We start from the raw sequence: 24,377 nt of genomic DNA, 5'->3' as shown, positions 1-24,377 counted from the left end.
CTTACATAAGAATAAAATATAGTCGGGAATCAACCACCATACCTCCATTGATCACAGCTAGATAAATAATTCAGATCTTTAACCTTTCCCTGTTGAGTAAGTAATATTTCCAATCAATCCTCAATTGAAAAACTTTTATTCGATTACTTTTCTCTCTAATGTGATTTATAAGTTTAATTTTAGCTGACTCTTCAATCCTTGCACCAAGATATACTACTCGAACATTGCGTTCATCAAAGGCATAAAGGCCCGGCCCACTACTTTCACAAATAGTCCCAGAGATCTCATCTGCCATACTTTCATTGTTTTCGTATAATTTTCGATAGAATTCTAATTCGTCATTACTTACGAGCCTTTTAACAATACGAAATTCCTTTTCGTACGCCCAATGCTTTGACTTGGTATAAAAGATGCTCGGTATACAAACGGAGTTGGAGTTACTATTAACTCGAAAAGGAACTTCAGGCCTCACGTAGCCACCGGGGTCAGGCCTTACATTTGACTCTTCACTATGAACTTTAATTCCAGCCCCCAATGTTGCGAGCTCTACAACGACTGCAACAAAGTAAAACTAATTTCGGTTGTATCAGCATGATGGACAATGAACTGGGCGCTTTTATAAACATACACCTTCTCTGGTTCATAATCTAACGCCACCTCTTGGGTAAATGCGTCTCGTGCTAATCCATCTTTAAACTCACGATATGAGAACTTAATTTGCCCACTAGCCATACCTGCGTAGGTAAGGCTTGATACAAACCCACTGTTATAATCAGGGGAGAAAATTGTGGCAGTATTTGTTAGCTCCGGCTTAGCTTCGAAGTCAGCCATATGCATCGCCATAGTACTGTCGGGCACTGCTTGCCAAGTCCAAGAAGAGGTCCAATATAACGCGTTGGGGACAATCGAATTATTGGATATAAAAATACCACCCGGCCTCTCTTGAGCATTTACAACAAGACTCCCCTTGCTAGCCTCATAAAATTTACCATCTTCGTGCTCGCGCACCATTGTATACTTTCCCGGTGCTGCAACTAATTCTCTAACTTTACCCCTATGGGTTGTATTAGCGGTAATTTTAGTTTGAAGTATAATAATATCGCGCTCTAAAAACGATGCGGAAGACGTCATGAAGTCGCCCACATTAACCGTTCGCATAATCCCTTTTAAGTAGGTCTCATCTTGAGATAATGGTTTGCCTAGTATTGTTTTTACCCCACTAGCACAGCCCGCTAGCGCTAACACAAACGTTAAAAATAATCCGAAAGTAATTCTATTCGGCATCAGTCCACTTATTAATCGATCAGCACTCATCCATTAGTCTCCTGTATTAAAAACAAAGAACTTCATCACTATGGTCTCAGCAGCGGGTGCAAATCTTGAATTGTGAACCCACCATACTCAACCGACTCCAAATGAAGTTAAGCCTTTTAATCCACACAATGCAAAGACCAAGTACGATGATTCACTCATTAATATTTTTGCAATGAATTAGCTAATTGGAAAGGTAGGGGAAAGAACTGCTGCGTAACACCTGGGCTTTGCCCTTTATTATTTCACCTTCCAAACTGGCTAAATCTGGGGTTGTGGTGCCTGCCTTCTGGCAGGTTGGGTGATCAACCATAACCCTACGCGCTATGTGGCTTACTGTGCCATGGCGGGGCGGGTTTGGCAACTGGTTGAGAATAAGCGGGGTCGGTTGATACTTATGGCGCCATGATGGATTGGGGACGGCGACCTTGATGGATCGCATGACGGCGATGAATCCGATTGTGGATGGGGGGATTGGGAATCCGGTTTAGGTTTTTTGCCTGCGGCGGCTTGGCGTCTTTGACGCTTAGGGGTTCGCCGTTTGGCGGTGGGGTTTGTAGCACTAAGCGAGCTTTGCGTTAAAGCGAAAATTTTATATTTCTTTTTTGACAATCGCCCTCTGTCGCCGGGCGGGGCGAATACCTTCTTTTGACGTGAAAAGAAGGTATCAAGAAACACGCCCCAGAGATCCCGCCCCTTCGGGGTTCCCTCACTACTGTCAATTTTAGAGGGCCGTATCGACAGGCCTTCCCTGGCCTGACGATACTTGCGCAAACTTCCCTGTTTGCTTACCCCCTAAAATAGACCTCCGCTCGGCTGGATCTAAGGGGAGTTTGATTCGGCGCTTCGTAGCAAGATAAAGTGTCTAAGTCGAATTAAGTAAAACCACAAGATTTGATCTACTATAATTACGTTGGTAATCGAGCACATTGGATATAGAGAGTGTATTGACTACGACCATCTGTCACCGTAAGCTTTAAATTAAAGCTTACGGTGACAGAGCAGAAACCTCTTTTATATCAATAGGTTAATAGAGATTCAGGCAGGGGGCAAAATGAAACAGAAAGGTGCGTTCACACAATACTTCGAAGTTAGAGGTAATGGCGTTGCTCATGCCGATATAAACCGGATGATGAAAGACCCTGATCTAAAAGCTCGCTTGAAGAACATGTCTCGCTCACAAGATCAAAAGCCTACTCCTAAGAGCCACTCCACAGCCTAGCCAATTCAAATGACAAACGGACTTGGATTTGCCTTATTAGCTTCTATCACCTCGGGTTATGGCTATATATACTTCAGCTATATCTGGCGCTATCGTTTTGCGAGAGAAAACGGCTACAAGCTGTATTTAGTAGCAATAGCCGTCGGGTTTATTTTTTTATTAATTGCCTCAGGCGTTTTTGAAATCACGTATTGCCTCACAAAGCTATTATCTATTGAGCCCATTTTCGTACTTTCTGAATCCGTTGAGTCACTATTAATCGTTATGACATCTTTATTGATTTCATGCGGCGTGACGATTGCTACAAATAGACTAATACCTCAATATGAATCAATGGTACGAGCATGGAAGAATGATGATTTTGATAGAATCTGCTACGAAGCTCTAAATAGTTTAAAACCCATAGCAGTAACACTTGAATCCCGAAAAGTTTATGTTGGCTTGATTACTGATACTTTAGCTCCCGATCAAGAACGAAGCCATTTAACAATACTTCCCCTGCACAGCGGCTACCGAACAAAAGATGAATTAAAATTTACGCTTACCAGAAGATACGATGTGATTTTCGATTACGTTCTAGACGACAATGAAGATCATCCAGAATTATTAGCTGATTTTCAGATCGCTATTCCAAGAAATATTATTCAAACAATTCATATTTTTAATGATTATCTTTACGATGGAGAGCTTCCATCAAAGTAACTAAGCCAGAATGATCTGTTTATTTTAACGGCGATGAATGCGATTTGTAATGGGGGGATTGGGAATCCGGTTTAGGTTTTTTGCCTGCGGCGGCTTGGCGTCTTTGACGCTTGGGGGTTCGCCGTTTGGCGGTGGGGTTTGTAGCACTAAGCGAGCTCTGCGTTAAAGCGAAAATTTTATATTTCTTTTTTGACAATCGCCCTCTGTCGCCGGGCGGGGCGAGATCCTGCCCCTGCGGGGTTCCCTCGCTCCAGTCCATTTTAGAGGGCCGTATCGACAGGGCGTACCCCAGGGCACCTTCTCTGCCGCTATGCTGCATTCACCTTGTCCATGCCCTGACGATACTTGCGCAAACTTCCCTGTTTGCTTACCCCCTAAAATAGACTTCCGCTCGGCTGGATCTAAGGGGAGTTTGGTGCGGTACTACGTAGTATAATTAAGATCTGGTTTGAATTGAGTAAACTGTCCCCGGAACTCAGGTGGTATGCCATTTGACGACAATAAAGGAGCGAAAGATGTTGCCATTTAAGACGGTATCTGTCCCCGTAATTCCTCTTGTTGAAAAGCCATAAAAAAATCCGATTCCATGCCTGAAATCGGATTTTCTACTAGGCCACGCTGTACTTCAAATGCTTAAGTGAACAGCATTGCGCCCCTTGGGGCGGCCTTTTTATTACTTGGTGTTAGTATATTTCGTCCACTGCAGTCGAGCCGTACAGAGCGCCTGCGCTGCTTTCTGTAGACAATGGGGGAGTGGTCAAAAGACCAGCCTCAGCATCATAGATCGCGTCGCATTGGGCTGCAGACAAATGCAGCGATGGTACTGTGTAGCAGCCGTTAGATTCAGGCTCAATAATATCGCCAGAGAGGGGGCTGTCAGAGGGCACAGCCTTTTTCGCAAGCATCTCGTAAGGCACTATGTTGCCGCCAAGACCTATAGAGGCCAGCGGGTTACCACCCCAAGTATCCGCGATAGCGATCTGAGCTGATGATCCTGCATAAACCCACAGTACACTCGATGACGCGCCCTCTGGTGAAAATCGAGTGATATTCAAAGGAGTTCGGGGTTCATCGCTCTTGTCGCCCTTAAAGAAGGTGACATTGATAGAGCACTCACCCCGGACCTCGATCATTTCTGAGTCAGAGTGCTCGGGAACGCGAGAATTGTCGCAATCGGTATCCGTATATGCAGCGTCATAGCCTTTGGCCGGTGCAGGATCTAGAAGATGCAAGAAAGTGCGATGCTCCAAGGCGACCGTAGATTCTCCGGTGGGTACTCGGAAAATCGAGCGCTCATTCTCTTTGGTGTGAATGTCCACGTAGCCGCCTTCGGAAACGTCAAAGCTCAGCTTTATCAGGCCAGGGCTTCGAACATCAAACAGAACATCGACCGCGCAGTTTTCGGCAGCGTCAGTAATGGAGAGTATGTCTCCGGCAATGCTGGCGTCACACCCCGATGTGGTGGCAATTTCGGGAACAAAGCCGGGATTTGCAGCTACCTTCAGAGTTGCACTGCCGCCGCGAGGGATCACGGCCTCACTCGGCACAATGCGTCCCCCCGAAGAACCTACAGTGGTGCTTGGCAGCGCGGTAACCAAAACAGTGTCGTCAGTCTCTGGCGATACATGAACAGTGGCGGTGCAGTCGTCGTTGACCGACTCAAACACAATCATGCCTCCGTCCGCTGAAGCGCCGCAGCCGCTAATATCTGCCTCGTAGCCAGCCATTACTTCGAGCGGGAAGCTTGGTTTTTCGCCGGTATCAACGGTAAGCAGTGGCAAATTGACGTGTGCTCCGTATCCAATCACCTCGATGCCTACCAGGTGTCGCGACGAAGAGATGTTCTCACTGGGGCCGCCGTCGGTGTTGCACTTGCCAAGAGCTTGGTTATACCCGCCCTCGCAGCCCTCCACACTACCAGGGTTGGCTGGGTTTTCACCGCCAGGGTTGGCTGGGTTTTCACCGCCAGGGTTGCTATTGCCGCTATCACTGCTGCCACCGCCACAAGCAGCGAGCGCCAAACATAAAGCCGACAACGCAAAAATATTCGTATTTTTCATAAGATACCTTCCTCGGTCTCAGCAGAATCACCGGGGTCAGGCCTTACATTTCACACAATGCAAAGACCAAGTACGATGATTCACTCATTAATAGTTTTGCGAAGAATTAGCTAATTGGAAAGGTAGGGGAAAGAACTGCTGCGTAACACCTGGGGCTTTGCCCTCTATTATTTCACCTTCCTAACTGGCTAAATCTGGGGGTTGTGGTGCCTGCCTTCTGGCAGGTTGGGTGACCAACCATAACCCTACGCGCTATGTGGGTTAGTGTGCCATGCAGTCTTGGGGTTGGCAACCGGGTGCTTTCTGGCGGAGGGGCGAGGGATTACCGGACCGGCTGTGTCTGAGATAACAGCACTGCATTAAAGCACTAACCTACCGGTTATTTTAATAAGCCTGTCGCTAGGGCGCGGAAGGCTTCTATGGCTTTTGGCAGTACGTCTTTGGGGGATTCGCTGGCGGCGACCCAGAGCGCTGCATTTAGCGCCGTGCCGTTTAGCAGCCTGGCGGCCGCCTCAATGTCTACGGGCTTTAAGGTTTGTTCCTGAATCAGCTTTTCCACAATAGAGATAGTGGCCTGCAAGCAACTGCTCTGGCTGGGCCATTGCGAGGGGTCGCCTAGCACAGCGGGGCCATCCAGTAGCACGATGCGCTGCACCTCGGGGTCTAGCGCTTTTTCGATGTAGGCGGTTCCCTCGGCCAGCAGGCCTTCCCAATCGCCCGAGGCGCTATTGCCCACCGATTGCGCGTATTGGGCCATTTCCGAATCCAGCTGTTCTACCACCGCCGCGAACAAACCGCGTTTGCTGCCAAAGCTGTGGTACAGCGCCCCCCGGGTAAGGCCCGCCGCGGCGGTTAGTTCATCCATAGACGCTGCCGCGTAGCCATGCTGGGCAAATGCCTGGCGGGCTGCGGTAATTAACTTGGCTCTGTTTTGACGGGCGCTTTCATCACGTTTATTCATGGCGGCATTATCCCACAAAACGGTTGACATACGCCCCGTATGTGAAGTAATTTAACATACGCAGCGTATGTTAAGGCCACCCTCGCACCAAAATCAAAACACATTCCGGCCCCAGACGGCGAAACCCGCCGCGATATACCCATCTCAAAAGGTACACACATGCAAAATGAAGCAGTATTTCCAGCCAACCGACACGCCTTATACGAGGCCCACGGCTATTCCGCCGCCATAAAGTCTGGCGACTTGTTGTTTGTTTCGGGCCAGGTAGGCAGTCGCGTAGATGGCACCGCCGAGCCAAACTTTAAGCGGCAAGTAGAGCTAGCCTTTGAAAATTTAAAAGCCGTGCTGGCCGCCGCCGGCTGCACCCTAGCCGATATTATCGACGTGACAAGTTTTCATACCGATCCGGAGAATCAGTTTGGGGAGATTATGGAAGTAAAGTCGCAAGAGTTCAGCACCAAACCTTACCCAAACTGGACAGCGGTGGGCGTAAATTGGCTGGCAGGCTTTGATTTTGAAATCAAAGTGGTTGCGAGAATAAAGCAAACGACGTCAGATCATTAATTGTGAATCAAACCGTTCTGATCCCTTGAGTAATCGGATTTGTGGGTGTTCACGAATTGCTCTTTGTTTACATTAGACTGCTAACTGGTAAGTACGCCCCGCCTTTAGCTGACACAGATTTTTGAACACCCTCCTAGCCTCTCGTCGACAAATAAGGCCTTTTGTCGTTATTGTCAGCTTGAATAATTAATGGGTTTATCGTTCTGCAGTATTGGGAACCATAATCAAATTGATGCTATTTGTATTTTGTAATCCGAATCTCTAAGGTTTAATCCGAAATTAACAAACGGTTTTCTGTTGAATTTTCCTGCCATGTTATTTTAATAAAGGATGATTTCACCCTGTATTAACACGATTTTTTAAGATACTGAATTGTAAGTGACATATAGTAAATTATTACCTTCTCCTTAAACTTAGCTTTATCCCCGACAATAAACGTAACTTAATGGATATTTTTAAAAAGAGAATTAAGGCGACACATTGAATCCGTCTGGTAGATTTCGGCGACAATCGTCTGGCAACGAACTCAATTGCTATATTTTATTAATACCTATATAAAACGTTCTCCCCATCATGTATTCACGATATATAGCTTGGTCTAGATATCGAAGTAATAAAGGCAAGCGAGAATGCTCGTATTACTCAACTTACATTATTTTTTGTTATTAATCTGTCGTGTCTTAATAACATATATAGTTAGGTATTTTAAATCTACAGGAGAAAGGAATGTTTAAGTTAAAAGTGGGAATGCCACTGGTCGTGGCCTGGTTGTTTTTGAGTCTTACTGCGTGTGGCGGAGGAGGTAGCAGCTCTAGTGGTAATTCAAGCAGTAGCCAAAGCACAGGTAGTGGTGGCAGTAATTCATCTACACCAACGGTTAAGACTGGAATCTTTACTGGTGGCTCAGTTGAAAATTTACGATTTGAAACGGCAACTCAATCAGGATACACCAACAGTGACAGTGAATTCACGTATGTTGATGGAGAAACAATAGCGTTTTATGTAGGTGATATAGAAATTGGCAGTGCTAGTGTTGCCGAAACAATATCTCCGTTTGATCTTGCGGGAATAACGGCACCAACTTTAGCGCCAGATATTAATGCAACCCTGTCTGAATTAGGAAATGCTGGAAATTTCGATGTTGTTGTTAATATGACAGTATTCTTACAAACATTAGACGCCGACAACGATCTAAGTAATGGCATTCAAATACCAGAAGAACTCCATACAATAGCCGCTGGTAAATCTATTGATTTTCATCAGTCATCCTATGACTTTCCTGGCGTTTATGAATTCCGAGTATTGATAGCCGAAGGAAAATCCTCTGGAATTTGGGGTGGAGTGAAAAGAATTATCCATCAAGGCATTGCAATAGAAAGTTTGTATTCGGCATTAAATTTAACACCTGAAATATACATTATAAGCAAGCTTAAGAGTTATACAGATATTGATGGTGACGCCGACAGTGTGGAGATAAGAACCTACAATTCTGACGATAATACGACGGTCTACGTACATGATAATGATAACAATGGTACTGAAGACTCCAAAACAATAATATCCTATAACGAATTTGGCAAACGAATTAGATATGAAGTTGAAACCAATGGCGATGGTATAATAGACGAAATAACCTTCTATACCTACAATGCCAGTGGTTACCTGATTGTTCGTGAAGAAGATGATAATGCTGACGGTATTATTGATTCTGTTTATCGTAACAATTACGATGCATTAGACAACCTAACGTCCTTAGAGGCGGATACCGATAATGATGGAATTCTGAATTATTATCATACTTATGAGTACAGCGATCGCGGTAATAGAATACTTTTGCAATCAAGACTCAGCATCGGTGGGGATGTCACTAGCCAGGTGACTTATACATATGATGACAATGATAATAAAATATTAGAAGAAAGAAGGATTGACCCAGAGGGCGAAGTATATTGGACGCTTGCTTATACGTGGGATGAAAATAAAAATTGGACCTCAATAGAAAGAGATGACGATGCCGATGGTACCGCAGAATATACGCGATATCGAAGCTATGATGCTAATGGGAATTTACTATTAGACGAAACAGATACTGAAAATGATGGGGCTGTAGATTATCGTATCGTTAATACCTATGATGGCAACAATAATCGTATCACGCAAGATGTTGATAACAATGGTGATGGGTTAAACATCCAGCATTATTGGTATAGCTACGATTCTTATGGATATTTAACAAAATCGGAACGAGATTCGGATTCTGATAACATTATTGATTATATTCAAACCTACTCTCGTAATGAAAATCTATCGACAATTTTAAGGCAAATCGATACTGACGCCGATGGAACTCCAGAAGAGGAAATAGTCTATGAATATTCGACAGTCTCCTGGAATATTTTTTGGCGATAATAATATTAGCCTGTAAAGAACAAGAAATAACTTGGGTCAGGTCTTTAACTTATTATCAATCAAGACTTATCCATATGCTTTGCGTTTGATTGGGCTGTTAGGAGGGGTGGCTAATAAGTTGCTGCGTAACACCTGGGCTTTGCCCTTTATTATCTCACCTTCCTTACTGGCTAATTCTGGGGTTATGGTGCCTGCCTTCTGGCAGATTGACTGATCTACCATAACCGCCATACGGTTAATCACGTGTACCCCCCCAACAATCCATTTAACTTCAGTATTTGAATATTGATAGAAGGCTGTATTCATCGACGGGAGGTTAATCGGTTTTCCAGAATAGACTTTGCTAGCATTCCTATCTGACTTAATTCAATTAAAAAATACCCGGCAAGGTGGGCAACCTAACCACTTTGCCGGGAGAAGATTCAGGGGTAAACGATTCGTTATTGAGTAATTAATGCAAGCTCAATATCTTGATTCAGCAAGACCCACCAAAGCTGTCTGTCGGTATCAAAACCTGCCACTGGCTCTGTACGACATGATTCTAATCGTGTAGGGGCTTCGTTAAGGAAGGCCTCATCGAACGCGCCCTCAACACGACAATCATGACTGACGAGTTCAGTCCATTGACCATCGATTTTCCACGCTAGCGTATGTTCGCTATCACTGTGATCATCACTTAACTGCAGAGACACTGCATAGGTGTCGGAGACGGCAGTAGCCAAATCCCATTCTTTCGATGCTGTGGGTGGCAGAACAACGGCTGGCTTCTCAGTGCCTGTCGCGCTAGAAAGTGGTAATCCAGTCGCAGCTTCAATATCCAGTGGGGCACCGTAGTCATCCTGATACACGCCAGTTTGATTTTGGGTGCCACTGATCAGAAGAATTTCAGAGGCCGTATTAGCTGCCGGTAACCAACTTAATGTAACGTGCTCTTTGAGGTCGAATGTGGTTTCGGGTATTACCAATTCTTCTGTTTCAAAATTAGGAATAATTCGCGCGGCGCTGTTTAAATTTGGTGTCCAGCTTTCATGCACCTGGAATAACCATTGGTAGGCTAAACGGGTAAGGTCCATCAGCGACTCTGCACGTGATATTCCGGGGGTGTAACTCATATCGCGAGTACGAGTATCTGTGCGATTAAATGTCGCGTTTTCACCACCTATTAATTTTGCAGTTAGACCACTGTCAGAAATACAAATGTCGCTGCGATATTCCGGCTGCAATACCATGACCGAGCGTGTACCCTCAGGAATTGAGGTAGGGTATATCAGCATTTCACAACGATTAGTCGATCGTGAAAATTTATCTAGCAGCGACCAATCGGCGATAAAGTCTTGATCTGCGTCGTTACTTTGTGCTGTGTGTGGAGCGAACCAGCTTTCGTAATCAACTCGAGTTCCGGTAAAGCTCAGCACCGAGGAGTTAACGTCAAAGTTCTGTGAGCCACCACTCATGGTTGCATTTTTTTGAGCAACGATGGCTTGCACTAAGTCGCGCTCGCCGTAACGAAATTCATAGCCTTTATACGAAGCGTTGCCTGACATAATCTGCGTGTAAACGTCCATCCGATAATTACCACCTGTGGGCGTCGAGCCCGAAGGTAATGTCGTTAAGATGGTTTTGGCACTAACCACTGATCGCTGATATTGATGTTCATGGCCCTGCACATAGATAACATCGTGCTCAGCAAAAAAATCACGAATGCGAGGCTGTACATCGTACACCCAATTGTCATCTTTTGTGCCATCGACAATCTGTTCACGCGTTTGACCGTATTTCGCACCAATTAGACCATCGTGGCTGGCCACAACGATATGATCTACATCATCGCGGTGCTCAAGTATCACTCCGGTAATCCAGTCAAAAGCAATTGGCAAGTTATAGTAGGCCAAACCAATAATAAGCACATTGTCCCGAATCACATAGTAATTCACCCACTCATAACCATGCATGTGGACAGCATCTTCGGGAATAAAATCGCGCATATTCTCGATCCACTCCACGGTATAGGCATAGCTAGTTTCATGGTTGCCCATGACGGGTAGAAAGGTCATACCTGAATCTCGGTATGGCTCTGCAACACTACGCCATTCATTAAATTCAATCGTAGAGCCGTGATCGGTAAGATCGCCAACCGCAATTACCAAGTCGACACCCGCTTTCTGCTGATGCGCTAACACTTCGTCCATCGGGTGCATAGCCACATGCGCCTGATTGTCTGAGTCAGTGCCTCCTTGTGTATCGGGTAGCAAACCTATTTTGAACGTCGATTCTGGCGTTGGCGCTTCTACTTGGTCTTTATCTGTTTCAGTTTCTGTTTCGGTGTCCGGTATAGCATTTTCGCTATCTTTATTAGAGCTTCCACCGCAAGCACTAAGTAGTCCTGTCAGTGCAAAGCAGGCAAATATTGTCCAAATTTGTTTAGTCAACATAAGTCATTCCGCTTGATAATAGTGAGTTACACTCCTAAACAGAGCGTGGCGCGCACATTAAAAGCTATATAAATGACGGTTGATATTATATTTGGTTACAATTGGATGAAGAAACAGTAAGAGCTAAACCAATGGCCTAGTATTGGCTTACCTGGCTGTAAAAGCTCCACAGTAGTAGCTCCTCAACGCTTTAAGCGCTTGGATTTTCGGGGAAAGTTTACCTAATTAGGTTTATAGGCCTTATTGTACTTAATGCTTAGAATTTGACAGGAGCTACTTAAGACAAAGATGCCTTGATGGCGAATTTCTCATTACCCGCATCAGATTATTCAGCGCGGTGCGCGCCGGATGAAAATATTTTTCACAGAAGTTAATTCTCAATAATACTTAGAGCTTGTGAAGTCATCCGGGCCAGACCTTTCATTTCACACAACTCATAAACCCTAAACACAATAGTTCGTTCATTTAAATTTTTGCTTTAAGTGGGCCAATTGAAAAAGCAGGGGGGAAGAACTACTGCGTAACATCTGGGCCTTGCCCTTTATTATTTAACCTTCCTAACTGGTTAAATGTGGATTCATGTGGTTAATTGCGCCATGAATTTGCGAGCCCCCTATTCCCTTTAAAACCACCGTATTCAAGCAGTAGCGGAGATCGAAGATCCAAGTCTTTTTGGGCGAAACTCCCAAGCCTAAATCTCACCTCTTTAGCTTTAATAGCAACCAAAGTACTTTTTGGGGAAATGTGCACCCTGTTTACGGTGGGATGGGTAATTATGGTGCGGCGTTGTCTAAACCGCTTAATCATTCGAGTATAAATATTATTTTGTAGTCATATTGGTCAACCAAAACACTTATTTGGGGATAAATATCAGCATTAACCTCCAAAAATGCGCCATTTTGTTTCACGCCTGTCACAAAATGTTAATTTTTGCACAGCATGGTAGCCTATTTGGTTTACAGAACGGTATTAGAGCAACTACCATTCAATCACCGCTAGTGGTTAACCGTTAGGAAGACAAGGTTGATTGCCAGTTGTGAGCCTTGAGCCTTTTCCTTGGAACGCAAAGGTCTCGATGCCCGGTATGACTGATGTGAAAAACAATAAATCTAGATTCGCAATGTAAGACAGTTCTGGTTTTTCGTTTTGCTGTTCCGTTCAGTGATCTTTTGAGTCAGACGCAGGTGAGTCTTAATGATTCGCCAGGTCGTGACAATACTAATAACAATCTCGGAGATTATTCCCCATGAAAAAAATCATGCAAATTCCCTCTGCACTAAAAGTAATGGCTGGCGCTATCGCGCTGTCAACCGCCGGTGTGAGTTACGCCGCCGACCCAGTATCCGTTAGCGCTTCTAGCGATGACGGCAACACCCCAGACAATACCCTCGATAACAGCTTGTCTAGCCGCTGGTCAGCTCAGGGTGACGGCCAGTGGATCGAGTATGATCTAGGTCAGGTGTATTCTGTGGATACACTTGAAATTGCGCTGTACAAAGGCGATCAGCGCACTTCCACCTTAGACATTCAAACCTCAGCTGATGGCAACAACTGGCAAACCGTTTTCTCCGGCGAGCAGCCTTCCAGCACTAGCAGCCAACAGACTTTCGATGTAACCGACAGCGATGCCCGTTACGTCCGTATTGTAGGCTACGGCAACAGTTCAAACGACTGGAACAGCATTACCGAAGTTGATATCGAAACCTCTACCGCGAGCAGTTCTTCTTCATCGTCCTCAAGTAGCTCAGCGGGTTGTGGTAGTTGCGGCACCAATGTTACCGCTTCGGCCAGTACCGATGATGGCAATGTAGCTGAAAATGTTCTGGATGGTGATTTGAATACTCGCTGGTCTGGCAATGGCGACGGTGCAATTCTGGAATTGGATTTGGGTACTAGCCAAACCGTTGGCAGTGTCGATATCGCCTTCTTTAAAGGTGATGAGCGCAATTCAATGTTTGAAATTCAAACCAGCGCCAACGGCTCAAACTGGGACACCGTTCTTTACAGTGCCGTAAGCAGTGGCAACACCACCTCACTGGAAAACTTTGCCGTGGAAGAAAGCGAAGCGCGTTATGTGCGTTATGTCGGTAACGGCAACACCGCTAACAGCTGGAACTCGGTTACCGAAATGAGCGTCAGTTCAGAAGGTGGCACCGACGGCGGTGGCGACAATGGCGGCGGTGATAACGGCGGTGGCGACAATGGCGGCGGCGACAACGGTGGTGGCGATAATGGCGGTGGAAACAACGGTTCTGCCAGCATTCCGTCAGACTTGATGAGCAACTGTAACCAGTGGAAAATCACTTATCCCGACGGTGTAGAAGATAAAACCCTGTGCGGTGAAGATAACAACGAATACTTCTACGTAAACACCGAAGGCAATGGTCTGGTCTTCTTCGCACCAGTTCGCAGCGGCAATGGCACCACACCCAACTCTAGCTATATTCGCTCAGAGTTGCGTGAGCGCGAAGCAGATGGCAGTAAAGATATTTACTGGACCACCTCAGGTCAGCACACTGTGTACGTTAAGCAAGCGATCACCCATCTGCCAATTGTTAAAAGCCACTTAGTTGCCACCCAGATTCACGGCAACAAAGACGACGGTATTGACGATGCTTTGGTTCTTCGCCTTGAAGACAACCACTTATTCCTTAGCTTTAACGGCGGCAAGCTGCGCAGTGATGTAACCGTGTCTAACGACTACAGCTTGGGTACCGATCACGAAGTAATCTTTGATGTGGTTGACGGTAAGCATTACGTTTACTACAGCGAAGATGGCAACCTAGACAGTGCTTATGCCTCAGGCAATGCGAGCCAGTACCTGGTACGTGACGGTTCTAACGACTACGTTATGGACCGTAGCTACGGCGAAGCTTACTTCAAAATTGGCAACTACACACAAAGTAACGCCGATAAAGAAGGCAGCGAAACCGGTGACCCAGATAACTATGGTGAAGTGGTTGTCTACGACTACTGGGTTGATCACCAGTAAGAGTTGTCGTTTCCGCACTTAGCGGAAACTGATTCGAAAGCCTCCCCGCCGCTTATTGCGGTTGTGGGAGGTTTTTTATTGTTTGCGTTTTCTATACTGCCTAAGTATTTCCCGAATAAACCGAATAAACCAACACACAGCCATTGGTTACACTGTCGCGCCTATTGCGGTTGCTTAATGTAGAGTTAACCGGGAATCTTCGTTTGTTCTGTTCCATTTTTGGCTATCGCCGCTTTAATTTTTTTCAACACAGCATCCACATTCGGCTCTTTTTATTCAACAGCCTATACACCCTCATTGGCTGGCCCAAAAGTGAATTCACCTTCGGCTAAAAACCGCCCATAATTTACGGGGGCCACTCGGTAAACGTTGAAAGGCTTTAAACTATAAGAACTTACTGTTAGCCACGAAATTTAGCCTGACAGAAGGCCAATAATTTAACGTGATGAATTGAGCTATGAAGAAGGGAAGGTGTTTTAGAAATTATGCAATGTCGGCGGTCAAACATTTAAGATTTAGAAGCCGAAATTCACACTGACCCTTGGCAATAAGGCCTCGGGTCAGTGCTTACTGCTTTGCAATTTATTGCGGATTCAAACCCAATTTTTCCAGTACCAGGAAGAAGTTTTCACGACGGTCTTCAATACCGTCAACTTCACCACTGATTGGGCAAGATGAATCCGGGCAACCGCGGTTAACAATACCGGAGATGTCATCGATAAACTCGGTGCCCTGCATGCCACCATCAACATAAGCTTTTAGTTCTGTCAGGTAGTCCCAATCACCGTAAGGACCGCCATCTACGTTGTAGCCTTGTACATCGTTCACCCAGTAGAACAGACCTGCAATCCACTTGAGTTCTTTGTGCTCTTGCGAGGTACAGATCAACTGCGGATTTGAACAGAAATCTAAGTTTGCGTATAGCGGGTCTGCTGGTGCTGGTGCAACATTGATACCTTCCTGAACCGTACCCACAGTGGCAGGGTCAACATGGCTGCGCCCCAAAAAGTGGTTAAGCGTACCAAAGTTCTGGCGACCTGTGGTTTGAATTACACCACGGCCCCACCAACCACAACCTTCAACAGACTTTCCTGCTGCACCATTGTGAACAAACTCACCCGCTTTTTGGCCCACATAGACTTTACACTCATCACGCTCCCAAGCTTGCTTGGATGTGTCGATGCGCTCAGGTGTTTCAGCACACCAGCCACCACCGAAATTCCAGTAGCCGACAGCGCCATTAACCAACAAGCCGGCTTCTTCCAGCACCGCATCCGGCGCAGCAAACAGCGGCGCAGGAGCACCGTACCAACCAGCATGTGTTGTCGCCGTCACTTCCATCTTGGGTGCGAGTGGGCACGAATAAGGATGGTCTTCACCGGTGCTAGGGTTAACACCATAGCTGGCATAGTCTTGCTGCAGCTGGCCGCAGGAAGAGCTCAGCGGGTAGTCCACCGGATCACCGGTACCAATCGACCAGTTGTTTTCATCACAGGCATTGTAACGAATGGTTTCTTTCATGCTTTGCGAGAGGAAAGCGGCGATGGCGACTTTTGCATATTTGGCATTGGTGGCATCGTCTGCATTCTCATCGAGCAACCAAAGTTTTTTGCCGGCAATACCGACGTTATGCATGGAGCTTAACGCCTTCAGGTAGTCGTTCCACTTGTAAACGGTCGACGGTGCGTAAGAGCCCTGAGATACCTCATACAAGAATGCCTCTGTATTCATTGTTTGCTCAACGGATAGAAGCGTTGAGTTCAATGAAGCGTTTGAGGTTAGCTCAAGATTATCGTCCACAGCACTGCCTTGACCCTCGTAATACAAAGGAACAGTTGCCGTCGCATAGTCCGCTATCTTGTCGCTCAAGCTTGTGCTGTCAGCATCAAACAGAACCGCAAATACATTGTGGTGTGCCGCGTGACGCAATTTACGCTCCGCAGAGGTTGTACCCAGAAAGTAGCTACCGGCTTGGGCTGTTGGTACAGACAACAAGGCAGGTGACTCAATAAAGTCGGAGACTTGTTTAACAAATCGCAATCCATTGTCCCACTGATCCGACGTTAAAGCTGCCGTCTCTGTCGTCTTGACGAAGGCGACGATGTCAGCGGCGTTGTCGCCACGGTACAGCTCGAAAGAATACAAGGCGTCTGCAGCTGCTTTAGAGGCGGCATCCCAAACACTGCGGTAACCTGAGTGGTAATCGTTGGCAAAGCTGCCAATGGTCAACTCCCAGCCGAAGACAGCGTTAGGTGCCATCTCGTTGAGAATTAGATTGTAGGCTTGTACCACGCCTTTAGCATCGTTGCTAAGGTCGCTTGCATCGATAGACGCTGTGGTAGCAGATAGTGCCGCTTGAACATTTACAGTACCTAAAGAGGCGCCTTTGTCCGCCACAATTGAGTCGAGCAGGTCACCACCAATAACCACAGTTTTGGAACCGGCGTTTTGTGCAGTGGTAATAGCGGCTTCAAAAGCATTGGTCAATATTGCAGTACTGGTAACACTTGCAATAGAAGCTGTGATGTCAACAATTTCAGGTGCCGTTGAGGGTGTGGCGGCGACAACTTGATTTGGCCAACCGGCGACTTTTAGGCTAACCGGATCGGTCGGGTTCGGCATAGAAAGCAAAGCCGGACCACCTTCAGCAGTACCATCACAATTAACCACGTGCTCCCATGTATCGTCGCTACCTGGAATCGTATCGGTGTAGTACTTTGCGCTGTAAGCGATATTGCCGTAAACCACCACTTGGTCTTTTTGTGCGTAATTCGCTTGCGGCCAGTTCGGATAAACAGGGTAGTCCTCACACAGCTCACCGACATCAACGCTACCCGAGCTTGAAGAAGAGCTGGAAATTGCGCTCGATGAGCTGCTGCTGGAAACACTGCTCACACTGGATGACGAGCTAGAGATAACGCTTGATGAACTGCTGGAAACGCTACTCACACTGGATGACGAGCTAGAGATTACGCTTGATGAACTGCTGCTGGAAACACTACTCACACTGGAGGACGAGCTGCTCGACGACGGATCACCGCCACAACTGGCGCTGCCCATTAGCTCCCAAGGCCCGTAGTCTCCCGCGTTTTGGGGGTTGTCACCGCGTGTCCACCACTTGGCTTCAAAGCGAAAGCCACCGGCGGTGACCTGAGCACCACCCGTATAGGCGACACTGGCATCCCAAGCGTTTGCACAGGAACTGCCCGTTGAAGATGAGGCGGAACTAGCAATAGATGAACTCGTAGAGGATACAGATGACATCGACGAAGCCGAACTAGAAGACAGGCTCGATTGACTACTGCCATCGCATTGGCCCAAACCGGTCCAGGCATTTGCATAAGCCCAGCCCACTCCAGGCTCGTAAGCGCCGCCGGTGGAGCACCAGCCGCCCACCTCGCAGCGAAAGGCCTCACCATTGTGGCGAACCAGATCACCCGCGGCATAAGTAGTGTTGGCGTAATCGCTGAGACTCGCGCAATCATAGGCCTGAGCCTGCATAGCAGCGCCTGTCCCCACGGTAAGAGACAAAGCTGTCAGTAGCTTACCTCGTATGGATATAGTCATATTATTGTTCTCCCAAGTCATTAAAGCATTGGTCATTGACGAAGTATCAATGCCCACCTCCATCAGCGCTTTACCGGCAGCGCTTGTTCGCCCATCTGGTCGTGCATACCCATTGATCTGAACCAACGGGACAACGTTGTCATTTACAGCCAAAAAAAAGCCGGCGGCTTTTAATTACATTTTCACATCTAGAATAAGCATGATCAGTATGCAAACACATAGATCTAAAAACAAGTCTTTTTGGCTAAAATACCAACAAAATATCTCTGTTGTGCCTTAAATCACACTGAATGGCTCTTTATTCAGAGTGCTTATTTCTGACTCCGACACAATGACAGCGTTGTCATTTCTTTGAACTTGTGAGGATTTATTGAGATCACCTAAAGCGCATTTTTTAGACAACTCAATGATTCGATAAGCCTGCTTATCCAATTTATAAAATTGATCTTTACTTGCCAACTTAGGGATCTTTAAATCAAACAAATACTTATTTAGAGTCTGACCATTTAAAGATTCCAGAGAAACATTATTAGCACCTGAAGGTTCTCTCGATTGAGGAAGCCCTTGAAATTTTTGCAGTACATAATCCGAAGGTGCCGATGAAAAAACTTGCTAAAAAATAACGTAGCTCATAAATATTAACCTCATTTCCTTGGTTATATAATAAAATTATTGAGCGATATACCCATTCAATAAATTAGTGTTAGCAGTCCATAAGAACATTCACTAGATAAAACTTTAAACTAATTTTTATTATTTCACCTTCTTGATTGGCTATATTTTTATATCAAATTTATACTTTTGGAAATTGAATATTGGTTTAATAACTCTGCGCACCAAGTGCGTTTAAAGCGCCACCGTGGGACGGCGCTATCTCCCGATTGATTCAAGTGACAGAAACACCTCAACAAGAGCCTATTTTATGATCGACCAGGGGCGCCACAATAGCCCCCTCTCTAATCACAAAGGCGAAGCTATGCGTCACCCACTAAATGTGCAAATATCTTTGGGCAGAAGGGTAGGAATAATGCCAAACTGCACCGTGTCTTTCGAGCAAGTACTCTCGGTAGGGGCATCCTTGCACAAAACATCGCCTGGATTTAGGTTGTCATTACCAGTAAAGCACCAAGCATGACCACCCGTAATAGTTCTTTTACAAGTGTGTTTAGTGGTACCAATCCAGTGCTTACAAACAGCATAGCTGTAGGTGCTAGCATTGCCTTTTAGTGCTTTTTCCGTCGCTGTTGTCTGGCACTTTTTCAGCGCCTCTTTACTTCTATCATTAACGGCATTGAGTATAGTGAAGTTACCCGATAGATAAACTTTTTTCTCATCGACACTGGCTTCTTGAGCCAATACATCACTTATACAATTGCATTGTTCTTCGGCCGCTTCGGCACTGAGCCCTAACTCCTGCTGATGATCGCTACAAGACTTCTGATAACTGGTACGAAAGTTTGGCGCCTCGCCGGCCAAACAACTCACGGCGAAAAGGCCGGCTACCAACGCGATAATTTTTTCCATCATTTATCTCCTTGAAATCAATATGAGGGGCGAAGCATATCGTACTTCTTCCCACGAAACGAACCTCTATTTAGGGGTAATTTATGAATCCAGAAACTCAGCTTGAATAGCCGAACCAGAATCTTTGTTAATTGTTATCTGTTTTATGAATGGACTACGCTTAAGTGCTCCAGTTGATTGAAAGTATCTATCCAGCTCGTTTTTTAAAACCTAAATGGTGTTTATATTTATGGATTTATCCGCCAAACATGGCTGAACTGGAACGATGCGCTGAAGTAGGTTTTGACTTGTTTCTTGCTGCGCGCCTATTATAGGATTTCTATAAGTTGATTTATACAGGGAGTGTTAAAAATGACCAGTTCTACTATGTCCATTCGCGATTACCTTAAGCATGTATACCCACTCGCACAGTCTGATTTAGACACTATAAGTGATGCTTCGGTAAATGAATTTTTCAATTCCCTGAGCTTTTACTTTCAACTTAGCCCGCAACCTATCGATGTTATTCCTCCGGGGAAAATTTCTCCACGTAATCAGGTCGAGTTGCCCCAAATTGGCGAGCTTTATTGGCCCTCTGTGATTAACCCGCAAGGCTTTTGGTGCCGTAATCCTTATGACCCTACCAACCCTCTCAACAACAAGTTTGTAAAAGGATTTGCATCCGGCAGCCGGGTAGAGGTATGCCACTCGAATGTCTACAACGGTAGCGCGGGTATCTACTACTATTTGGCTCCCGGCTCGGGCATTGCGGTTGATCTTGGCAAAACTCTTGTGGCCCGCAACAAATTAGATGTAATGCGCAAACTGGGTTGTAGCAACGATCAGATTGCAACGGCGCTGAATACTCCCGCTACAGCATACTGGCCTTACTACACCGGAGGCCAGCTACCACCGCCGGGCAGTCAGAAGCTCTTCAGAGATTTAGTCTCGAAGTATGTGGACCAATATGGTGTAACGACTGAAACGGCCCAAAACGCGATTATTGATGCAGCGATTGATGAGACCAATTACTTTTATGGCCGCGTCAACGACACTGGCTGGCAGGTGGATGAGGATAATTTTAATCTGGCCAAAAGCGCCGGCTACGATACTGTACAAATGACAACTCAGGCTAATATGAATAACGGCTGGGCGTTTGAGATTATCGATTTGCGCGTGTCTCCAGACAATAATTTGAAAACAACAATGACATCTTTAACGCAATATCACACGATGGTAAACCCGTTTAAACCTAGCCTTCATCAACCCGTGAGCAATACATGGCCATATTATAACTTATACGCCGCAAACACTTTGTCTGAAATTGCAAAAGATTATCCGTCTTATCAGGAGCGCTTCCCTTTTGCCGGGCCGGGTTATATTAACCCAACCCCAATCCCAATCCCAGGGTATCCACACTAAGTAGCCCTAGTGCTGACCTGTGAAGTCGCTCGCTGATTCTTAATTATTACATTCTCAAAAATCGACATAACGGCTCACAGGGCCCAATGCGCGGAAGTAGTACGACTTTCGTGCATTGGTATCCGCTTAACGACTTCGCCATATAACTTCTAATACTTCGGGCTCATTAAGCTAACCAGAACCCGCTGTACTCCCACCTACAGCGGGTTTTAGCAGGGTGGTGAGTGAGTTTCACCCATGCTCTACAGGCAAAGTTGCTCTCTATTGACTATCCTATATACTTTACTGAACAACGGTAAAAGCCCCAGACGAGCATGTCTATATGGATCGCACCCTACTACGCACCCTAGGCGACAATACTCGCGACTTAATCTACGCTAAAGACTTAGAAGGGCATTTTCTTTACGTCAACGCAAAACTCCTCCAGATGTCAGGCGTTGACTCTGCCGATAAAATGATCGGTAAAACTGACTTTGACTTCTCCCCCAAGGATTTAGCACAAGGGTATTTCGAGGATGATCAAGCGGTTATTCTTTCAAACAAGCCCCTGACCGACCGAGAAGAGCTGGTTTTGGATTCCGATACAGGGCAGGCCCGCTGGCACTCCACCACAAAAGTCCCGCTCACTGATAACGGAAAAGTTATCGGCATCATGGGGATAACTCGCGATATAACAGCCAGAAGACAGGCCGAGGAAGAAGCTAAAAAGCTGAATATTGAACTTGAAAAACGGGTTGAAGAACGAACCCAAGAGTTAAAAAAGCTCAGCGATGTGTTAGCACATGAACGAAATTTAATGCGCACCTTAGTGGATTCACTGCCCGATAATGTTTTTGTTAAAGATACTCAAAGCCGTTTTTTACTGGCCAATCAGGCCATTGCTCACGCCATGGGAACCACGATTGAACAATTGTTAGGCAAAACTGATTTTGAATTTTTCCCCAATAAAATGGCTCAGAGTTTTTTTGACTCGGAGCAAAAGGTAGTTCAAACCGGCAGGCCAGTACACCTAGAAGAGCCCTATCTCAACCAAGGAAAAAATCAATTAAGCTGGGTAATGACCAGCAAAGTACCTGTGCGAAACAGTGCGGGTAAGGTTATCGGTATAGTTGGAATAGGCCGAGACATTACCGAGCGGCGAGCCAGTGAGCTGGCATTACAAGAGAGCCAAGAGCGCTTTCGTAACCTGACAGAGTTATCCTCCGATTGGTATTGGGAGCAAGATAAAAACTTTGCCTTCATTAAACTGGCCGATCCAAATCATAAATCGGGTTACCGCCTCAACGATGTTCGCGGTAAAACCTTACAACAGCTGCCTCATGCCAAAGCACTTAGTTCCGATTGGAATTCACATCAAAAATGCATCAGCTCGAACTTACCTTTTCGCAATTTTGAATTTCAAGTCGTCGATGCTGAAGGAAACAACCGCTATTTAAGCTTAAGCGGTCTACCTAATTTTGGCGACGACGGGAAATTTGATGGCTACAGGGGCATCGGCTGCGACATTACCGAGCGTAAAACCGCCGAAGCACATACACAGTATCTGGCCACTCACGACAGTCTCACCAACTTGCCTAATCGAGCCATGTTTTTTGAAACACTAGACCTTGCCATTGACTCCGCACAGAGAAACCGACGAAAGTTGGCTGTGCTATTTATTGATTTAGACCGTTTTAAAAATATTAACGATACCCTCGGCCACTATGCGGGCGATACCCTACTTGTTGAGATGTCATCTCGTCTCTCGACCAGCCTACGCTCATGTGATGTTGTCGCTCGCTTAGGGGGCGATGAGTTCGCCATTTTAATACAAGATATTACCGATCCAGAACAAGTCGCTAAAGTGGCTCGCAAAGTAATTAATGCAACTGCCAGCCCGGCAACTATACTTGGGCAAGAGTGCCGTGTTACCGCCAGTATTGGCGTATCAATTTACCCCGGCGACGCCAGAGATACTCAATCCATAATGAAAAATGCCGATATCGCCATGTATCGCGCGAAAGACGAAGGTAAAAACACCTATCAATTTTATTCGGCGGATATCAGCACACGGGCATTCGATCGACTCACTCTAGAGAACAACTTGCGCCTAGGAATAGAGCGCGATGAGTTGTTTTTGGAATACCAAGCAAAACGCGATCTTAAGACGGGCGATATTTGCGGCGTTGAAGCCCTTATACGCTGGCAGCATCCGAAGTATGGCGTGATTCCACCCGACAATTTTATTCCACTGGCTGAAGAAACTGGCCTGATTGTGCTCGTTGGACGCTGGGTACTTAAGACGGCCTGTACGCAAGCAAGAAGATGGCAAAAAGACGGCTTTGCTCCTATTGGCATGGCAGTTAACTTATCCGTTCGACAGCTATATGACGGACATCTCGTTGATGATATTGCACAGGCACTCAAAGAATCGGGATTACAGCCCGAACTACTAGAGATGGAAATAACCGAAGGTATGGTGATGCAAGACACCGAGCGTGCTATCCGTATATTGCAGGCCATAAAAGGGCTTGGAGTTCGCCTGGCTATTGACGACTTTGGGGTTGGCTATTCCTCCCTTGCAAAAATTAAACGTTTCCCTATCGATACCCTTAAAGTTGATCGGTCCTTTATATGTGATCTTCCCCAAAATACCGAAGACCGAGCGATTGCCGAAGCTATTATCGCCATGGGACGAACCTTAAATTTAACCGTTATTGCTGAGGGGGTAGAGACCGTGGAGCAAGAAACCTTTTTACGACTGAATCATTGCGACCAGTCACAGGGGTTCTATTTTAGCCCACCCAAGTCTCCAGAAAAATTTTCTGAATTAATGCGTGAGCAAATCAACCGGCCACGCCAATTTTAGAAAGTCGCGCCTTGCCCCCTCCGTGACTCTTGATGAGTTTATTTCCAATACAACGGGGGCACAGAGCCCCGATACCAAAGTAACCTATTAAAACACCCTAAGATTCATTAGATATCATTGTTCACAACTTTCAAAACGTGTGCAATGTCACATACAAGGCAGACAAACCTTTACCCAAGTGGCATAGAAGATAGAACCACGTTATAGCTTAATTCGCTTTGTACCTCCCATTTAAAATATGATAAAAACAATGATAGTGATTTTTTATTTGTCAAAACCTTTTACATAATTCCAAAATTATATTGGCACCACTAAAACACGCTATATTTATGGTCTTTTTACGACCAGAAACATTACCGCGATAATATACATAACCAACCGTCT

At 45.8% G+C, this 24,377-nt stretch carries 12 protein-coding genes; 6 read left to right on the top strand and 6 right to left on the bottom strand.

Going from position 1 to position 24,377, the window contains the following annotated elements:
• Positions 1-546: 546 nt before the first annotated feature.
• A complete protein-coding gene (locus Q4563_RS11340; RefSeq protein WP_303604570.1) occupies positions 547-1,314 on the bottom strand; it encodes a hypothetical protein in 768 nt (255 codons plus the stop codon).
• A 1,228-nt stretch (positions 1,315-2,542) separates the two neighbouring features.
• On the opposite strand from Q4563_RS11340, the gene Q4563_RS11335 reads away from it, so the two are divergent.
• Positions 2,543-3,235 (top strand): hypothetical protein, encoded by a 693-nt coding sequence (locus Q4563_RS11335; protein ID WP_303604569.1) that lies wholly within the window; start codon positions 2,543-2,545, stop codon positions 3,233-3,235.
• Between the two features lie 683 nt (positions 3,236-3,918).
• Here the strand turns inward: Q4563_RS11335 and Q4563_RS11330 are convergent.
• The gene (locus tag Q4563_RS11330; RefSeq protein ID WP_303604568.1) at positions 3,919-5,295 is read right to left on the bottom strand and encodes a hypothetical protein; all 1,377 of its coding nucleotides are present in this window, start codon (positions 5,293-5,295) and stop codon (positions 3,919-3,921) included.
• A 379-nt stretch (positions 5,296-5,674) separates the two neighbouring features.
• Positions 5,675-6,256, bottom strand: a complete 582-nt coding sequence (locus Q4563_RS11325) for a TetR/AcrR family transcriptional regulator (RefSeq protein WP_303604567.1) — start codon at positions 6,254-6,256, stop codon at positions 5,675-5,677.
• 159 nt (positions 6,257-6,415) lie between these two features.
• Between Q4563_RS11325 and Q4563_RS11320 the strand changes: the two genes are divergently transcribed.
• Together Q4563_RS11320 and Q4563_RS11315 are read left to right on the top strand one after the other, a co-directional pair.
• Positions 6,416-6,820 carry a RidA family protein gene (locus Q4563_RS11320; protein WP_303604566.1) on the top strand — a complete coding sequence of 135 codons (405 nt, stop codon included), beginning with the start codon at positions 6,416-6,418 and terminating at the stop codon, positions 6,818-6,820.
• A 726-nt stretch (positions 6,821-7,546) separates the two neighbouring features.
• The gene (locus Q4563_RS11315; protein ID WP_303604565.1) at positions 7,547-9,229 is read left to right on the top strand and encodes a hypothetical protein; all 1,683 of its coding nucleotides are present in this window, start codon (positions 7,547-7,549) and stop codon (positions 9,227-9,229) included.
• A gap of 440 nt (positions 9,230-9,669) precedes the next feature.
• On the opposite strand, the gene Q4563_RS11310 is transcribed toward Q4563_RS11315, so the two are convergent.
• Entirely contained in the window at positions 9,670-11,661 is a 1,992-nt protein-coding gene (locus Q4563_RS11310; protein WP_303604564.1) for a metallophosphoesterase family protein, read from the bottom strand.
• Between the two features lie 1,246 nt (positions 11,662-12,907).
• Between Q4563_RS11310 and Q4563_RS11305 the strand changes: the two genes are divergently transcribed.
• Positions 12,908-14,653 carry a discoidin domain-containing protein gene (locus tag Q4563_RS11305; RefSeq protein ID WP_303604563.1) on the top strand — a complete coding sequence of 582 codons (1,746 nt, stop codon included), beginning with the start codon at positions 12,908-12,910 and terminating at the stop codon, positions 14,651-14,653.
• 582 nt (positions 14,654-15,235) lie between these two features.
• Here Q4563_RS11305 and Q4563_RS11300 read toward each other — a convergent pair.
• Entirely contained in the window at positions 15,236-18,373 is a 3,138-nt protein-coding gene (locus Q4563_RS11300; RefSeq protein ID WP_303604562.1) for a cellulose-binding domain-containing protein, read from the bottom strand.
• Between the two features lie 828 nt (positions 18,374-19,201).
• Positions 19,202-19,744 carry a hypothetical protein gene (locus Q4563_RS11295; protein WP_303604561.1) on the bottom strand — a complete coding sequence of 181 codons (543 nt, stop codon included), beginning with the start codon at positions 19,742-19,744 and terminating at the stop codon, positions 19,202-19,204.
• Between the two features lie 342 nt (positions 19,745-20,086).
• Here Q4563_RS11295 and Q4563_RS11290 point away from each other — a divergent pair, with 342 nt between their 5' ends.
• Positions 20,087-21,145 (top strand): hypothetical protein, encoded by a 1,059-nt coding sequence (locus Q4563_RS11290; RefSeq protein WP_303604560.1) that lies wholly within the window; start codon positions 20,087-20,089, stop codon positions 21,143-21,145.
• A 322-nt stretch (positions 21,146-21,467) separates the two neighbouring features.
• The gene (locus Q4563_RS11285; protein WP_303604559.1) at positions 21,468-23,993 is read left to right on the top strand and encodes an EAL domain-containing protein; all 2,526 of its coding nucleotides are present in this window, start codon (positions 21,468-21,470) and stop codon (positions 23,991-23,993) included.
• Positions 23,994-24,377: the final 384 nt, after the last annotated feature.

The organism is Gilvimarinus sp. 1_MG-2023 (assembly GCF_030548285.1).
This window is presented reverse-complemented; position numbering and strand designations above follow the sequence as displayed.

Excerpts from the sequence above, each read along its gene's own strand:
- Q4563_RS11340 (WP_303604570.1), bottom strand. The coding sequence starts at position 1,314 with ATGAGTGCTGATCGATTAATAAGTGGACTGATGCCGAATAGAATTACT.
- Q4563_RS11335 (WP_303604569.1), top strand. The coding sequence starts at position 2,543 with ATGACAAACGGACTTGGATTTGCCTTATTAGCTTCTATCACCTCGGGT.
- Q4563_RS11330 (WP_303604568.1), bottom strand. The coding sequence starts at position 5,295 with ATGAAAAATACGAATATTTTTGCGTTGTCGGCTTTATGTTTGGCGCTC.
- Q4563_RS11325 (WP_303604567.1), bottom strand. The coding sequence starts at position 6,256 with ATGAATAAACGTGATGAAAGCGCCCGTCAAAACAGAGCCAAGTTAATT.
- Q4563_RS11320 (WP_303604566.1), top strand. The coding sequence starts at position 6,416 with ATGCAAAATGAAGCAGTATTTCCAGCCAACCGACACGCCTTATACGAG.
- Q4563_RS11315 (WP_303604565.1), top strand. The coding sequence starts at position 7,547 with ATGTTTAAGTTAAAAGTGGGAATGCCACTGGTCGTGGCCTGGTTGTTT.
- Q4563_RS11310 (WP_303604564.1), bottom strand. The coding sequence starts at position 11,661 with ATGTTGACTAAACAAATTTGGACAATATTTGCCTGCTTTGCACTGACA.
- Q4563_RS11305 (WP_303604563.1), top strand. The coding sequence starts at position 12,908 with ATGAAAAAAATCATGCAAATTCCCTCTGCACTAAAAGTAATGGCTGGC.
- Q4563_RS11295 (WP_303604561.1), bottom strand. The coding sequence starts at position 19,744 with ATGGAAAAAATTATCGCGTTGGTAGCCGGCCTTTTCGCCGTGAGTTGT.
- Q4563_RS11285 (WP_303604559.1), top strand. The coding sequence starts at position 21,468 with ATGGATCGCACCCTACTACGCACCCTAGGCGACAATACTCGCGACTTA.